The organism is Streptomyces sp. MK37H (genome assembly GCF_018035285.1).
Taxonomy (GTDB): Bacteria; Actinomycetota; Actinomycetes; order Streptomycetales; family Streptomycetaceae; genus Streptomyces; species Streptomyces endocoffeicus.
In genome coordinates, this window is record NZ_JAAAYH010000228.1 from 1 (window position 1) to 14,697 (window position 14,697).

Annotated in this window: 13 protein-coding genes and 1 pseudogene; 8 read left to right on the forward strand and 6 right to left on the reverse strand. The window is 72.3% G+C overall.

The features are described from left to right. Nucleotides 1–334, reverse strand: a 334-nt coding sequence (locus GWI24_RS27445; protein ID WP_210948585.1) for a hypothetical protein, incomplete at its 3' end; no start/stop codon positions are given. A gap of 268 nt (nucleotides 335–602) precedes the next feature. On the opposite strand from GWI24_RS27445, the pseudogene GWI24_RS27450 reads away from it, so the two are divergent. Next, a pseudogene (locus GWI24_RS27450) lies at nucleotides 603–1,329 on the forward strand (helix-turn-helix transcriptional regulator). Further along, nucleotides 1,326–1,544: a DUF397 domain-containing protein gene (locus GWI24_RS27455; protein ID WP_210948586.1), complete on the forward strand. Its 219-nt coding sequence runs from the start codon at nucleotides 1,326–1,328 to the stop codon at nucleotides 1,542–1,544. The pseudogene GWI24_RS27450 and the gene GWI24_RS27455 overlap by 4 nt, the downstream one beginning before the upstream one ends. 169 nt (nucleotides 1,545–1,713) lie before the next feature. Here the strand turns inward: GWI24_RS27455 and GWI24_RS27460 are convergent, their stop codons facing one another. Further along, the gene (locus GWI24_RS27460; RefSeq protein ID WP_210948587.1) at nucleotides 1,714–3,024 is read right to left on the reverse strand and encodes a serine hydrolase domain-containing protein; all 1,311 of its coding nucleotides are present in this window, start codon (nucleotides 3,022–3,024) and stop codon (nucleotides 1,714–1,716) included. Nucleotides 3,025–3,182: 158 nt separating this feature from the next. Between GWI24_RS27460 and GWI24_RS27465 the strand changes: the two genes are divergently transcribed. After that, on the forward strand, nucleotides 3,183–3,983 hold the full coding sequence (locus tag GWI24_RS27465; RefSeq protein WP_210948596.1) for an SDR family NAD(P)-dependent oxidoreductase: 801 nt from the start codon (nucleotides 3,183–3,185) through the stop codon (nucleotides 3,981–3,983). A 433-nt stretch (nucleotides 3,984–4,416) separates the two neighbouring features. On the opposite strand, the gene GWI24_RS27470 is transcribed toward GWI24_RS27465, so the two are convergent. The 4 genes from GWI24_RS27470 to GWI24_RS27485 all read right to left on the reverse strand — a co-directional run bounded on the left by GWI24_RS27470 (nucleotide 4,417) and on the right by GWI24_RS27485 (nucleotide 9,574). Continuing rightward, nucleotides 4,417–5,295 (reverse strand): DMT family transporter, encoded by an 879-nt coding sequence (locus tag GWI24_RS27470; protein ID WP_210948588.1) that lies wholly within the window; start codon nucleotides 5,293–5,295, stop codon nucleotides 4,417–4,419. Beyond that, complete coding sequence (locus GWI24_RS27475) at nucleotides 5,292–5,786, reverse strand: YbaK/EbsC family protein (protein WP_210948589.1); 495 nt, start codon at nucleotides 5,784–5,786, stop codon at nucleotides 5,292–5,294. The genes GWI24_RS27470 and GWI24_RS27475 overlap by 4 nt, the downstream gene beginning before the upstream one ends. Before the next feature lie 207 nt (nucleotides 5,787–5,993). Further along, nucleotides 5,994–7,637 carry a penicillin-binding transpeptidase domain-containing protein gene (locus GWI24_RS27480; protein WP_210948590.1) on the reverse strand — a complete coding sequence of 548 codons (1,644 nt, stop codon included), beginning with the start codon at nucleotides 7,635–7,637 and terminating at the stop codon, nucleotides 5,994–5,996. 158 nt (nucleotides 7,638–7,795) lie between these two features. Next, entirely contained in the window at nucleotides 7,796–9,574 is a 1,779-nt protein-coding gene (locus tag GWI24_RS27485) for a dolichyl-phosphate-mannose--protein mannosyltransferase (RefSeq protein ID WP_210948591.1), read from the reverse strand. 227 nt (nucleotides 9,575–9,801) lie between these two features. Between GWI24_RS27485 and rsmI the strand changes: the two genes are divergently transcribed. From rsmI to rsmA, 5 genes are all read left to right on the forward strand, one after another. After that, nucleotides 9,802–10,677, forward strand: a complete 876-nt coding sequence (rsmI, locus tag GWI24_RS27490; RefSeq protein WP_210948592.1) for a 16S rRNA (cytidine(1402)-2'-O)-methyltransferase — start codon at nucleotides 9,802–9,804, stop codon at nucleotides 10,675–10,677. 186 nt (nucleotides 10,678–10,863) lie between these two features. Next, complete coding sequence (locus tag GWI24_RS27495) at nucleotides 10,864–11,340, forward strand: hypothetical protein (protein ID WP_210948593.1); 477 nt, start codon at nucleotides 10,864–10,866, stop codon at nucleotides 11,338–11,340. A 145-nt stretch (nucleotides 11,341–11,485) separates the two neighbouring features. After that, nucleotides 11,486–12,439 carry a TatD family hydrolase gene (locus GWI24_RS27500; protein ID WP_210948594.1) on the forward strand — a complete coding sequence of 318 codons (954 nt, stop codon included), beginning with the start codon at nucleotides 11,486–11,488 and terminating at the stop codon, nucleotides 12,437–12,439. 39 nt (nucleotides 12,440–12,478) lie between these two features. After that, on the forward strand, nucleotides 12,479–13,747 hold the full coding sequence (locus GWI24_RS27505; protein ID WP_374103349.1) for a ubiquitin-like domain-containing protein: 1,269 nt from the start codon (nucleotides 12,479–12,481) through the stop codon (nucleotides 13,745–13,747). Nucleotides 13,748–13,856: 109 nt separating this feature from the next. Next, on the forward strand, nucleotides 13,857–14,697 hold an 841-nt coding region (rsmA, locus tag GWI24_RS27510), incomplete at its 3' end, for a 16S rRNA (adenine(1518)-N(6)/adenine(1519)-N(6))-dimethyltransferase RsmA (protein WP_210948595.1).

Sequence of the window (14,697 nt, forward strand, 5' to 3'; positions counted from 1 at the left end):
GCGGGGCACAGATCAACTCCACCCGGGGGACGCTCTTCGACCGCTCTCGCTGCCGCCGCTCATCGTCCACCGCGTAGGGACGCACCAGAGCGGGCAGCTCGCTGCCCCGTGGCAGGCGGGGAACGGTGTGCAGTTCCAGGGTCGGCGAGTCGGGGCAAGGGCGCGGGGGCACCGGTCCGGGCCCACCGGCCGGGACGACCACGGCCCCCGCCACGGGCCGGGAAGGCGTCGGATGCGACGCGGGGAACTTCGGGACGGCACGGTGACGGCCGGGCGGCCGTAAGGCCAGAACTGCCCTCACCCATACGAGTGCGCACCGGATAAGGTCGTGCATGCGATCAGCTCCTCGAAAGCTGGTGGCCACGCCCCGGGGCCGGTAGCACGGTCGCCGGGGTCAGACGTTGCTCAGACCGTGTGACCGGTCATCACTCTTTGTACGCAAAGCATTGCCCTCTGGTGCCACAATCAGAGGGCGGTGGCGTTGACTTCGCGGCTTGTCAATGGAGGGTGGGCACATGGGTGCAGCGGAGAAACTCGATCCGTCGTCGTCTGTGCTGGCGTTTGCCGCCTGCGAGCTACGTCGGGCACGTGAGGAAGCCGGTATGACCCAGCGTGCTCTGGCGAAGTCCGTGTTCGTGACTCCGTCGCTTTTGGCGAAGCTGGAGGCAGCGCAGCGGGTCCCGTCCGGAGAGTTCGCGGCTCGTGTCGATGAGGTGCTGAACACAGGGGGGTTGTTCGGCCGTCTCTGGCCGCTGATTATGAAGTACGCGTATCCCTCGTGGTTCCGGCCCTACGTTGAGCTTGAGGCGCAAGCCCAGATCATTCGGTCGTTCGAATTACGCGTGATTCCCGGCCTGTTGCAGACCGAGGACTATGCGCGGGGCCGCGCTGGAAGCCGGACGCCTGAGCAACGTCGACGACCTGCTAGCGGCGCGGCTGACACGGCAAGACATCCTGACGCGGGAGAACCCGCCTGAGCTGTGGATCATCCTTGATGAGAACGTACTTCGTCGCCCTGCCGGGGTACCCCGCGTGATGCATGACCAGCTGGCCCGGGTCATTGAGGCATCCGAGACTCCGACCACTGTTGTCCAGGTGGTCCCCTACTCCGCCGGACCGCACGCGGGTGTCGGCTCGTTCCACGTTCTGACCCTTGAGGAAGGCCCCGAAGTCGTCTTTGCGGACGGGTTCGCTCAAGGCCAGCTGCTGCCCGATCCTGAGCATGTCAGGGCAGCCCTGCGCGCCTATGATCTGCTCAGGGCGCAGGCCCTGTCACCCGCAGCCTCAATCGACCTGCTCGCCACCACCATGAAGGAACTTCAACCATGATCCGCAACGCAAGCGCCCTGCCCGGTGTGGTGTGGCGCAAGAGTACGTATAGCGACAGCAACGGGGGCACATGCGTTGAGGTGGCAGACGGCATCCCTGCCGTCGTCCCCGTTCGCGACAGCAAGAACCCCAGCGGTCCGGCGTTGGTCTTTCCCCCGTCGTCCTGGGCATCGTTCATATCGGCTGTCAGGGGTGGAGAGTTCCACGGCGTCTGACGAACGCTGACGAGTCATCAGCTTCTGCGTCCCCTGACCGCTCGGCAGGGGACGTCGCGCTGCCCCGGTACGGCTTCGTACAGCATGGGGCCGCAAGGGAGGGGGCCGGGGCGCGCGGTAACGCCCCTCCGTCGCGGCGCCCGGCCGCACCTGCGGCCCCCGCGGGCCGTTACGCCTCCCGCGCCGCCAGGCTGGTCCGCACCGCGCGCACCAGCGCCTGCGCACGCGGATCGGCGGTGACACCGCGCCGCATACCGTTGGTGACGTAGGCGAAGCCGATGCGCGCCTCCGGGTCGGCGAAGGCGAGGGAGCCACCGCGCCCCGGGTGGCCGAAGGAGCCCGGCCCCAGCAGCGGGCAGGCCGGGCCGTGCAGCATGTAGCCCAGGCCGAACCGGGTGCCGACGACCAGGACCCGGTCCGGACCCGCGGACTCCTCGGTACGGGCCATCGTCAGCGTCGCCGGGGCGAACAGCCGGCCCCCCGAGCGGGCCGTACGGGCCGAGGGCAGCGGGCCGATCAGCGCCGCGTAGAAGCGGGCCAGCGCCTCGGCGGTCGCCACCCCGCCCGAGGCGGGCAACTCGGCGGCCAGATACGCGGGGTCGTTCTCGTCCGGCAGCGGGGTGATCGCGGCGAACGCCCGCCGGGTCAGCGACTCGGGGTCCCGGTACGCCTCGGCGACCGACCGCTTCGGGCGCAGCCGAGGCCCCTGGGCGGCGGGCGCGGAGAGCGCCTCCACCGCCGCGATCCGGCCCACCCGGCCCCGCTGCTCCTCGGGCAGCCCGAGCCACAGGTCGAGCCCCAGCGGCCGGGCGATCTCCTCGGCGATCCAGCGCCCGATGGTCCGCCCGGTGACCCTGCGCACCAACTCGCCCAGCAGCCAGCTGTACGTCTGGGCGTGGTAGCCGTGCGCCGTACCGGGCTCCCATACGGGCTGCTGGGCGGCGACGGCCCGCGGCCCGGATATGCCGTCGATGGCCTCGGCGGGGGTCAGCGGGGTGTCCAGCACGGGCACGCCGGTGCGGTGCGCGAGGAGATGCCGCACCAGCACCCGCTCCTTGCCGGCCGCCTTGAACTCCGGCCAGTAGGTGCTGACCCGGCCGTCCAGGTCCAGCTGGCCGCGCTGGTGCAGCAGCAGCGGCACGGCGGCGGCCACGCCCTTGGTGACCGACCGGACGACCTGGGCGGTGTCCTGGGTCCAGGGCTCGGGGCCGTCGTCGGACGCCTTACGGCCATCGGAGTCCTCGCGGCCCGCGGAGTCCTCCCGGTCCGCGGACTCCTTACGGTCATTGGAATCCTCGCCGCTGTCGGGGTCCTCGCCGCCGTCGGGGGTCTTCGTACCGCCCCACAGATCGACGACCTTCTCGCCCTCCCGGTACAGGACCACGGCCGCGCCGCGCTCGCCGTGCCGGGCGAAGTTCGCCGCGAAGGCGTCCCGGACCGGTTCGAAACCGTCCGCCACCGTGCCCTGGACGTCCACCACTGTCCGACTCCCGCCATGCCGACCCGAGCGTGTGTGCTGTGTTTCTCTTATGGTGCAACGCGCCGCGCGGGAGGATCATGCCGGGGCCGGGCATGATCCCGGCGGACCCGCCGCCATGGGGCGGCGGCGGTCCCGGAGCCGACGAGAAGGGGCACACGGTGCGGAGATTCGAGGGCTACGCGGTCATGCTCACCGGTGCGGGGCGCGGAATCGGGGAGGTGACCGGCCGTCGGTTCGCCGACGAGGGCGCCCGGGTGCTGATCACCGACCAGGACGGCGAACGGGCCGCGAAGGCCGCCGCGTCCATACGAGCGGCTGGCGGCGAGGCCGAGTCGCTGGGCTGCGACGTGGCCCGGCGGGCGGACGCCGAGGCGGTCGTGGCGCACGCCGTAAGGAGCTTCGGAAGGCTGGACGTCCTGGTCAACAGCGCCCACTCGTGCCACGTCGACACCCCGCTGTTCGAGGACCAGGCGGACGACGAGTGGCAGCAGGACATCGATGTCACCCTCGGCGGCGCCTTCCGTTGCTCCCGCGCTGCGGTGCCGCATCTGGCCGCCGCGGAGGGCCGGGGCGCGATCGTCAACGTCGGCTCGGTCAACGGCCTCCAGGACTTCGGCAACCACGCCTACAGCGCCGCCAAGGCGGGTCTGGGCAGCCTCACCCGCACCCTGGCCGCCCACGCCGCCGCCCGGGGCGTCCGCGTCAATCTCGTGGCCCCCGGCACGATCCGCACCCCCGGCTGGGACGGCCGGGAGGACACCCTGCGCCGCGCCGCCGAGGTCTACCCCCTCGGCCGGGTCGGCGAACCCACCGACATCGCCGCCGCCATCACGTTCCTCGCCTCCTCAGACGCCGCCTGGATCACCGGGATCACGCTCCCCGTGGACGGTGGCATCACGACCACGAACGTGGCGGTGCGCAGGGCCTTCGGTCACTCGGAGACGCCCAGCGAGACGTAGTCGTAAGCGCCCTGCCAGGGGTCGCTCCCGCGAAGTACACCAGCAGGGTGTCCGTGGCCTCCTCGGCCGCGGTCCGCACGGCCTCGAGGACCTCGACCGCGGTGCTGGGGTCCTCGATGACCGTGCAGTGCTTTGACGCCAGCCCCCAGGAGCCCGGGGCGCACGGGGCCGCGCCAGCGCGCTCAGGTTGTTGGCCACCGCCGGGATCTGCTCCAGGTGGGCATAGCGGCTGGTGAGCGAACGGAGCTCGGCCTCCCCACCGGTCACCGCTACGTCGATCCGCACCGAGTCTCTCCCCTGTGGCGACGGTCTCCCCGGTTCTGTCCTACCCAGGGTCGTCCGCGCGGACCAACGAAGAGCAGGGGCAACGGAGTACGGGCGCGACAGAGTACGGGCGCGACGGAGTACGGCGCACGCGCGACGGAGTACGCGGTCAACCCGCGTGCAGCATCAGCCCGATGCCCGCCACCATCAGCCCCGCCGCCGCGATCCTCGGACCGCCGAACCGCTCCTTGAAGAACAGCGCCCCGATCGCCGCGCCCACGATGATCGACGATTCGCGCAGCGCCGCGATCGGGGCGAGCTCGGCCCGGGTCTGGGCCCACAGCACCAGGCCGTAGGCGGCGACCGACAGCAGCCCGCCGAGCAGCCCGCGCGCCGCGACCGGCCGTAGCTGCCGAAGGAGTGCACCGCGCCGGATGACCAGGGCGCAGACGGGGATGGCGAAGCCCTCCAGGATCATCAGCCAGGCGATGTAGGCGGGCGGGCTGCCGGAGGCGCGCACCCCCAGACCGTCCACGACGGTGTACGCGGCGATGGACAGACCGGTGGCGATGGCGGCCGTAAGGGCGAGCCACTGCGGCGCGCTCCCGCCGTTCCCCTCGCGCTCGGCGTGCCGCGCCCCCCTGATGCCCCACAGCGCCACGCCCACCAGCCCCGCCGAGGCCACTGCGATGCCCGCCGCCTGCCAGCGGTCCGGCCGCTCGCCGACGAAGACCGCGGCGGCCACGGTCACCACCAGCGGGGCGGTGCCGCGCGCGATGGGGTACATCTGGCCGAAGTCGCCCAGGTGGAACGAGCGCATGAGCAGTAGCTGATAGACCACATGGATGGCCGCGGAGGCCAGCAGATACGGCCAGGCGTCCGCCGCGGGCAGCGGGGCGAACGGCAGCAGCGCCAGCCCGCACAGCGCCCCGCCGCCGCCCACCAGGGTGAAGGCGAGCAGCTGGTCCCTGATGCCGTGGGCGATCGCGTTCCAACTGGCGTGGGTGACGGCCGCGATGAGCACCGCGGCCGCGACCAGCGGGGTCACGCGGACCGCTCGCGCACATCCACCAGGGCGCCCTCGGCATGCGCGATCAGGGTCTTGGGGTCGAGCGGGAAGACGGTGTGCGGATCGCCCGCCGCGGCCCATACGGTCTCGTGGTCCAGCAGCCGCCGGTCGGCGAGGACGCGGGTACGGGTGCGGTGGCCGAAGGGCGGCACCCCGCCGATGGCGTACCCGGTGGTCTCCCGCACCAGCGCCGCGTCCGCCCGGCGGACGCTCCCGGTGCCCAGTTCATGCCGTACGAGCTCGACATCGACCCGTGACGCCCCGTCCATCAGTACCACCACCGGCTGTCCGTCCGCCTCGAAGACCAGCGACTTGACGATCTGGCTCAGCTCACAGCCGATCGCCGCGGCGGCCTCGGTGGCGGTACGGGTTGCGTCGGGGAACCGGCGCACCTCGACCTCCAGACCGAGCTCGCGCAGGGCGTCGGCGAAGCGGGGGTGGGCGTCGGTGTCAGAGGTGGAGTCGACCATGGAACGACGCTATCGACGCCTCCACGCCCCCGCCACGACTTTTCCCGTCGGTGGCGTCCGGGCCCCGCTGACCGGTGGCGTCCGGGCCCCGCTGACCGGCGGCATCCGGCCCCGCTGACCAGCCGGTCGGCCGAACACGAAGGAGCCGGGCGGGCGCTCACTGCGCCCGCCCGGCTCCCGTGCCGTCACGCCGGTGGAACCGGCGGCTCAGCCGCCCGCGCGCAGCAGTGCTGCCACGATCGGGCCCGCTGTGTCGCCGCCGTGGCCGCCCTCGGGGACCACACCGGCGGCCGCGACGTCGTCGCGGTACGCGCTGAACCAGCCGTTCGGCTTCTCCTGGTTGTCCACCTCGGCCGAGCCGGTCTTGGCGCCGAAGTCACCGCTCATCCCGGCCATCGCCTCGGCGGCGGTGCCCGAGGTGGCCGTGAGCTTCATCAGCTTCTTCAGCTGGTCGTGGGTGCTGGACTTCATCGTCCTGCTCGCCTTGGCCAGCGTCCGGTCGTCCAGCGACGGCGAGACCAGGTACGGCTGGTGGAAGGTGCCGGTGGAGGCGGTGGCCGCGACCGACGCCATGTTGAGCGGGTTCATCCGCACGCCGCCCTGGCCGATCAGCGAGGCGGCCTTGGAGGCCCCGGACTGCACCGGCACCGAGCCGTCGAAGGTGGGCACACCGGTCTGCCAGTTGAGCCCGATGCCGAAGACGTCCCGGGCCTCCTTGCTCAGGTCGTCGTTCTTCAGCTTCCCCGCCTGGCTGATGAAGGCCGTGTTGCAGGAGCGGGCGAAGCTCTGCTCGAAGGTGCCGTTCTTGATCTCGAACTTCTTGTCGTTCTGGAACTTCCAGCCGCCGTACGAGAAGTACTTCGGGCACGGATGCGGCTTGCCGTACGCCGCCAGACCCTTGTCCATCAGCGTCGTCGATGTGATGATCTTCATCGTCGAGCCGGGTGCGTACGAGCCCTGGAAGGCGGTGTTGAAGCCGCTCGCGGGGGAGTTGGCCAGCGCCAGGATCTCACCGGTGCTGGGCTTGACCGCGACCACCGACGCCTTGGTGCGCTTGCTCACCTGCTGCTCGGCGGTGCGCTGCAGCGATGCGTCGATCGTGGTGCGGAGCGTGCCCGGGGTGCCCTTGGAGAGCACCTTGAGGGTCTTGTCGGGGGACTTGGAGCCCTTGGCGCGCTCGATCCAGGTCTCCACGCCCGCCTCGCCGCCCGCCTTCTTGCCGTACCGCTCGCGCAGCGCGGCCAGGACGGTCTTGAGCGTCGGGTGCTCGGAGGCGGTCAGCTCCTTGCCGTCGCGGTCCACCGCCTTGATCGGCGGCGCCTCGGACGCGCCGGTCTTGAGCGTGTCGCCCTCGGCGAGGTCGGGGTGCACCACGGAGGGCTTCCAGGCGACGACCGGCTTGCCGGTCTTGGTGTCGCGGGTCACGGTCAGCGAGGATTCATACGTCCAGGGGACGCTCTCACCGCCGGAGGAGAGCTGGGCGTTGACCGAGAACGGCACCTTGGCGCCGCTCGCCTGCCCCGCGTCCAGCGTCACCTTGGCCACCTTGGCCTTCGTGCGGTAGCCGCTCAGCGCCGTGCCGGCCGCGCCGCTGTCGTCCGTAAGGGCGGCGGCCTTCGCCGTCTCGCCCGCCGACCAGGCCGCCAGGAACGCGTGGGCGGTGGTCTTGACCTCGGCCGCGCTGGGCGGGCCGGTCTTCACCTTCTTCAGGGACGGCTTGTCGTCACCCGAGCCGGCGCTCGCACCGTCCTTCGGGCCGGCTGAATCGTCCTGGCCGCTGCCGCAACCGGCCACACCGACCATGGCGGCGAACACCGCACCGACGATCGCGGCTCTCGCGCCACTCCGCATTTCAGAACCCCCACACTGTGTTCTCGGTTCCCCCATCAGTTGATGGGGGCCGCGGTGCCCGGCACTCTACCGGCACCACGTGAAGCCCCCGCGCCCTCACCGTAGGGGGCGCGGGGGCCGTGGCCGGATCCATACGGTGGCCCGGGGCCGAGCCGGGATCAGATCCAGGTGTCGAGCCACATCCGGGCGCGCCAGGCGTCCATCGGCATCGTCTGGCCCGTGTAGAGCGGGAAGAAGTAGATGAAGTTCCAGATGATCAGCAGGACGAGCGCGCCCGAGCCGACCGCGCCGATCACTCGGCGGGTCTCGCTCGCGCCCGGTGGCCCCAGCAACGCGCCGATCATCATCGCCACCCCGAGACACAAGAAGGGCACGAAGACGACGGCGTAGAAGGAGAAGATCGTCCGGTCCTGGTAGAGGAACCACGGCAGATAGCCCGCGGCGATTCCGCACAGGATCGCGCCCGCCCGCCAGTCGCGCCGCAGCGCCCACCGGAACACCAAGTACAGCAGCGCGAAACAGGCCGTCCACCACAGCAGCGGGGTGCCGATGGCCAGCACCTCGCGGGCGCACTTCTCGGCGGCGTCCTTGGGGCAGCCCTCCTGGCCGGCCCGCGGGGACTCGTAGAAGTACGAGACCGGGCGGGACTGGACCAGCCAGCTCCACGGGTTGGACTGGTAGACATGCGGCGAGTCGAGGTTGACGTGGAACTTGTAGACCTCGGACTCGTAGTGCCACAGGCTGCGCAGCGGATTGAGCAGCCAGTCGAAGGCGCCGCCGGTGCCGTAGCCGCCGCCGTCCGGCTTTTCGGACTCGGCCCAGTGGCGGAAGTAGCCGCTGTGCCGCCAGCCGCGGACCCGGTCGTGGCTGCCGCTCGCGGTGAACCAGCCCGACCAGGAGGCGATGTACGTGAGGATCGCCACAGGCACCAGCGAGACGAACGCCCAGCCCAGATCGCGCCGCAGCACCGCCCGGTAGGGGCGGAGGGCGCCCGCGGTGCGGCGGCTGCCCACGTCCCACAGGACGGTCATCAGGCCGAAGGCCGCCAGCACGTACAGCCCGTTCCACTTGGTGCCGATGGCGAGGCCCAGCAGCACCCCGGCCGCGATCCGCCACGGCCGGGCGCCCAGCTTCAGGCCCCGGGCCACCGCCGGGTCCGGCCGCGCCGCGCCGTCCTCACCGGCCGGCAGCGCCGCCGCCAGCCTGGCCCGCGCCAGGTCCCGGTCGACGAGCAGACAGCCGAAGGCGGCCAGCACGAAGAACATCACGACCAGGTCGAGCAGCGCCGTGCGGCTCATCACATAGTGCAGCCCGTCCACGGCCATCAGCGCGCCCGCGAGGCAGCCGAGGAACGTCGACCGGAACAGCCGCCGCCCGATCCGGCACAGCATCAGCACCGAGAGGGTGCCGAGCACCGCGACCATGAACCGCCAGCCGAACGGGTGCAGCCCGAAGAACTGCTCGCCGAGCCCGATGACCCACTTGCCCACCGGCGGGTGCACCACATACGAGGCCGCGTCGCTGAGCGGGATGTGCTGCGGGGCGTCGAGAATCCGGTCGTTGGCGGATTTCGGCCAGGTGCCCTCGTAGCCGTACTCCCAGATCGACCAGGCGTCCTTGGCGTAGTACGTCTCGTCGAATATGACGTTGTCCGGGCTGCCCAGATGCCAGAAGCGGGTCAGCCCGGCGCACAGCGCGACGAGCAGCGGACCGCCCCAGCCGCTCCAGCGGGCGATTCTGGCCGCCGCCGGGGGGGTCGCGCCGAGGATCTCCCAGAGCCGGGTGCCCGGCTCCGCGTACGGCGGGACCAGCCGCTCCCGTACGCCGGGCCTGGTCTGGCCGGCGTATCCGAAACGGCGCAGCCGGCGCTGCCAGGCCGGCGGCTGCTGGCCGGTGGCTTTGCCCGGCTGGGCGTGGGTCGCGGTGTCACTGCTCACCGGGCCATCGTAGGGAAGGGGCCTGTGAGTGTGGCGGGGAAAGGCGGCGAACGGGGATTCGTGCCCGGGGCGGCGGCCTCGGGGCCGAGCCCGCGGTCGCCTCGGGGCCGAGCCCTTGGCCGACCCCGCGGCCGGTCGTGGCCGGTCTCTGCCGACGCCGTGGCCGGTCTCTGCCGATGCCCTGACCGGTCGCTGGGCCCGCCGCGCCCGGCTGCGAGGATGGGGGCGTGACTGGAACGCTCGTACTGGCAGGGACCCCCATCGGCGACACGGCGGACGCGCCCCCGAGGCTGGCCGCCGAGCTCATGGCCGCCGATGTGATCGCCGCCGAGGACACCCGGCGGCTGCGCCGCCTCACCCAGGCCCTGGACGTGCGCCCGGCCGGCCGGGTGGTGTCCTACTTCGAGGGCAACGAGTCGGCCCGCACGCCCGAGCTGGTCGAGTCGCTGGCCGGCGGCGCCCGGGTGCTGCTGGTCACCGACGCGGGCATGCCATCGGTCTCCGACCCCGGCTACCGGCTGGTGGCCGCCGCCGTGGAGCGCGGGATCACCGTCACCGCCGTGCCCGGCCCATCCGCGGTGCTCACCGCCCTGGCCGTGTCCGGGCTGCCGGTGGACCGCTTCTGCTTCGAGGGGTTCCCGCCGCGCAAGGCGGGGGAGCGGCTGGCGCGGCTGCGCGAAGTCGCCGACGAGCGCCGCACCCTGGTCTGGTTCGAGGCCCCGCACCGGCTGGACGACACGCTCGCGGCCATGGCCGAGGTGTTCGGCCCGGACCGCCGCGCCGCGGTGTGCCGGGAGCTGACCAAGACCTACGAGGAGGTGCGGCGCGGCCCGCTGGCCGAGCTGGCCGCCTGGGCGGCGGAGGGCGTGCGCGGCGAGATCACCGTCGTGGTCGAGGGCGCCCCCGCGCCCGGCCCCGAGGAGGCGGGCCCTGCCGAGCTGGCCCGCCGGGTCGCGGTGCGGGAGGAGGTCGGTGAGCGCCGTAAGGAGGCCATCGCGGCGGTGGCGCAGGAGGCCGGGGTGCCCAAACGACAGGTGTTCGACGCGGTCGTGGCGGCGAAGAACGCCGTGGGAAGCGCGCCACGCGAAGGTAAAGCCCCGTAGCGAAATGCAAAGCTCAGGTTAGTAGCCGGGCAGTTGCACGCCAGTTTCTCCATGGCCGTTGCCAAATCTCGCTCAAAGAGCGGGAAGAGCCCGTGCGGTGGCGCCGGGAAAGGCGTCCACTGGTTGTGGAAGACCTGGGGCGATCCCATCCCGGAAGACTTGTCCTGTGTGACAAGAGGAGCTGCCATGAGCGATATAGCGGGAACCTCGAGCGGTGCTCATCCGATAGCCGCCCACACCCCCTCCGATCAGTCCGGCGAGGTGGCCCACGAGGCGTACGCTTTCGCCTGCATGAAGTGCGGGCACGGCTGGGAGCGGTCGTACGACATCGAACACCACGTGGACGGCGAGGGCCGCGCCTTCGTCGTGTACTTCACCGGCGGCCGGCGCGTCCCGTCCCCGCTGACGAGCCCCGACTGCGTCAACTGCGGTGCGCATCTGGTGCGGATCATGCGCTCGGGCCAGGTCTCCTCCGTCCTGGAGAGTGCGCGGCGCGGGAGGCCGCACACCACCCGGGACCGGGGGGACGGCACCGGCGCGCCGGACGCCGAGGCGGACGCCGCGCCGGGCCACGCACCGGAAAACGAGGGCCCCGCGCGGCGCCGTGGGCACCATTGGCACCTTCCGAATCTGCTGCACCCCTTTCAGCACCACCGCGACTGAGTACGATCCGGTTCATATGAGCTGTTTCACATGAGCCGGTTCGAGTGGGTTCGGTATGAGCGGGTTCACCTGAGCCGGGCGCGAGTCAACTGAGCGGCCGGACGCGATTCACCGCGCATTCACCGGTATTCATAGAATCGCGCCCATGGCGAAAACAGCATCGACCCCCGGCGGCAGCGGCAAGGCGAGCGGCGCGCAAAAGGAAAAGGACGCGCCCCCGCCGCCGCCGGAGCCCCTGCGGGTCCCGGTCGCCGATTCCCATACCCACCTGGACATGCAGTCGGGCACCGTCGAGGAGGCACTGGCCAAGGCCGCCTCGGTCGGCGTCACGACCGTCGTCCAGGTGGGGTGCGACCTCGCCGGGTCCCGGTGGGCGGCCGAGACCGCGGCGGCGCACGAGAGCGTCTGGGCCACGGTGGCCCTGCACCCCAACGAGGCGCCGCGCATCGTCCTGGGCACGCCTCCTTCCGGGGGGCAAGCCCCCCAGACCCCCCGCGACGGCCGGTCCCGGCAGGGCGCCAGGGAGCCCGGCGGCGACGCCGCCCTGGACGCGGCCCTCGACCGGATAGCGGCCCTCGCCGCGCTGCCCCAGGTGCGCGGTGTGGGCGAGACCGGTCTGGACTACTTCCGCACCGGCCCGGAGGGCATGGCCGCCCAGGAGCGCTCGTTCCGCCGCCACATCGCCATCGCCAAGGAGCACGGCAAGGCGCTGGTCATCCACGACCGCGAGGCCCACGACGACGTCCTGCGGGTGCTCGCCGAGGAGGGCGCGCCCGAGACCGTCGTCTTCCACTGCTACTCCGGTGACGCGGCCATGGCGAAGATCTGCGCCGAGCGCGGCTACTACATGTCGTTCGCCGGCAACATCACCTTCAAGAACGCCCAGCCGCTGCGCGACGCCCTCGCCGTCGCCCCGCTCGACCTCGTCCTCGTCGAGACCGACGCGCCGTTCCTGACCCCCGTCCCCTACCGCGGACGGCCCAACGCTCCGTATCTGATTCCGCTCACCCTGCGGGCCATGGCGGAGGTCAAGGGCGTCCCCGAGGACACCCTGGCGACCGCCGTGGCGGCCAATACGGCGCGCGTCTTCGGCTATTGAGGGGCGGTGGCGATCCGAGGCCGGTGATCACACTGCGTGATGATCTTCCTTTGGAGAGTCACCCCCACTCCGCTACAGTCCCGGACCCAACGCCTGACCAGTGGACTTGTGGAGTGTTACCGGAGTGTTGTCGTGAGCCGTAGGGCCAGCCACCGCGTCCCGGGCGGCCGTGCCGCCGCCCGCCGAGCCGCCCGGCGCGGCGCCACCGGCCGGACCGATCCGATCCGCCGGCTGCTGCCGCAGGCGATGGTGGTCGCTGCCCTTGCCGGCGGCACCTCAGCCTTTGTCGCCCAGGACAAGGCCGTACGGCTCAGCGTCGACGGCGACGCGCGCACGTTGCACACCTACGCCGACGACGTGGGCGAGCTGCTGGCGGACCAGGACGTCCATGTCGGCGCGCACGACATCGTCGCCCCCGCGCCCGGGGAGCGGCTCGGCGACGGCGACGAGATCGCCGTCCGCTACGGCCGTCCCGTCACCCTCACCCTCGACGGGGAGCGCCGCCGGGTGTGGACCACCGCCCGCACGGTTGACGGCGCACTGCGCCAACTGGGCGTACGTGCCGAGGGCGCGTATCTGTCCGCCTCCCGCTCCGCGGCCATCACCAGCCGCGGGCTGCTCCTGCACGTCCGCACCGAGCGCACCGTCACCTTCCTCGCCGACGGGCGCCCCCACACCGTCCGCACGAACGCGGCCACCATCGGCGAGGCCCTCGCCGCCGCCGGGCTCACCCTGCGCGGCCAGGACACCACCTCCGTCCCGCAGGACAGCTTTCCGCGCGACGGCCAGACGGTGACGGTGATGCGGATCACCGGCGGCAAGGAGGTCCGGGACCATCCGGTGCCCTTCACCACCGTCCGCCGCGCCGACCCCACCCTCCCCAAGGGCGCCGAGCTGGTGGCCCGGCCCGGCGAGCCGGGCACCCTGCGCATCACCTACCGGGTGCGCAGCGTCAACGGCGTACGGCAGCGGCCGCGGAAGACCGGCAGCGAGATCGTCAAGGCACCCGTGGCCCGGATCATCCGGGTCGGCACCATGACCGTGCCCGCCGGCGTCGGCGGCCCGGCGGACGGGCTCAACTGGCGGGCGATGGCCCGCTGCGAATCGGGCGGCCGGCCCGACGCGGTCGACGGCTCCGGCCGCTACGGCGGCCTGTACCAGCTCGACCAGGGCACCTGGCACTCCCTTGGCGGCCACGGCCGCCCCCAGGACGCGCCCCCGTCCGAGCAGACCTACCGCGCGAAGAAGCTCTACCAACAACGCGGCGCCAGCCCCTGGCCCAGCTGCGGCTCCAAGCTTCACCGGTGATGGGGCCCGGTCGGGTGCCCCGGCCGGAAGATCCCAGCACCCCGAGCGTGGGAGCGCCCTGCCGCGTCCGCCGAACCTGGGGCCCACGGAGCGGCCGTAAACTCTCCGGGTGAGCTCCACCGACTCCGACGTTCTGCTCGGCCCCGCCGACATCCGCGAACTCGCGGCGCGGCTCGGCGTACGTCCGACCAAGCAGCGCGGCCAGAACTTCGTCATCGACGCCAATACGGTCCGCCGGATCGTCCGCACCGCCGGGGTGCGCCCGGACGACGTGGTCGTCGAGGTCGGCCCCGGGCTCGGATCGCTGACCCTCGCGCTGCTGCAGGCCGCCGACCGGGTCACCGCCGTCGAGATCGACGACGTCCTCGCCGCGGCCCTCCCCGCGACCGTCGAGGTCCGGCTGCCGCACCGCGCCGACCGCTTCGCCCTGGTGCACAGCGACGCCCTGCGGGTGACCGAGCTGCCGGGCCCCGCCCCGACCGCGCTGGTCGCCAACCTGCCGTACAACGTCGCCGTGCCCGTGCTGCTCCATATGCTCGGGCGCTTCCCGACCATCGAGCGGACGCTGGTCATGGTCCAGTCCGAGGTCGCCGACCGGCTCGCCGCCCCGCCCGGCTCCAAGGTGTACGGCGTCCCGTCCGTGAAGGCCGCCTGGTACGCCCACGTCAAGCGCGCGGGCGCGATCGGCCGCAACGTCTTCTGGCCCGCCCCCAACGTCGACTCCGGCCTGGTCTCGCTGATCCGCCGGGACGAGCCCCCGCGCACCACCGCCACCCGGGAAGAGGTCTTCGCGGTGGTGGACGCGGCGTTCGCCCAGCGCCGCAAGACCCTCAGGGCGGCGCTCGCGGGGTGGGCCGGTTCGGCGGGGGCCGCGGAGGAGGCCCTGAAGGCCGCCGGGGTCTCGCCGCAGGCGCGCGGCGAGTCGCTGACGGTGGAGGACTTCGCCGCGA

Coding starts and splice junctions, on each gene's coding strand:
- GWI24_RS27455 (WP_210948586.1), top strand. CDS start 1,326: ATGATCCGCAACGCAAGCGCCCTGCCCGGTGTGGTGTGGCGCAAGAGT.
- GWI24_RS27475 (WP_210948589.1), bottom strand. CDS start 5,786: ATGGTCGACTCCACCTCTGACACCGACGCCCACCCCCGCTTCGCCGAC.
- GWI24_RS27480 (WP_210948590.1), bottom strand. CDS start 7,637: ATGCGGAGTGGCGCGAGAGCCGCGATCGTCGGTGCGGTGTTCGCCGCC.
- GWI24_RS27495 (WP_210948593.1), top strand. CDS start 10,864: ATGAGCGATATAGCGGGAACCTCGAGCGGTGCTCATCCGATAGCCGCC.
- GWI24_RS27500 (WP_210948594.1), top strand. CDS start 11,486: ATGGCGAAAACAGCATCGACCCCCGGCGGCAGCGGCAAGGCGAGCGGC.
- GWI24_RS27505 (WP_374103349.1), top strand. CDS start 12,479: ATGATCTTCCTTTGGAGAGTCACCCCCACTCCGCTACAGTCCCGGACC.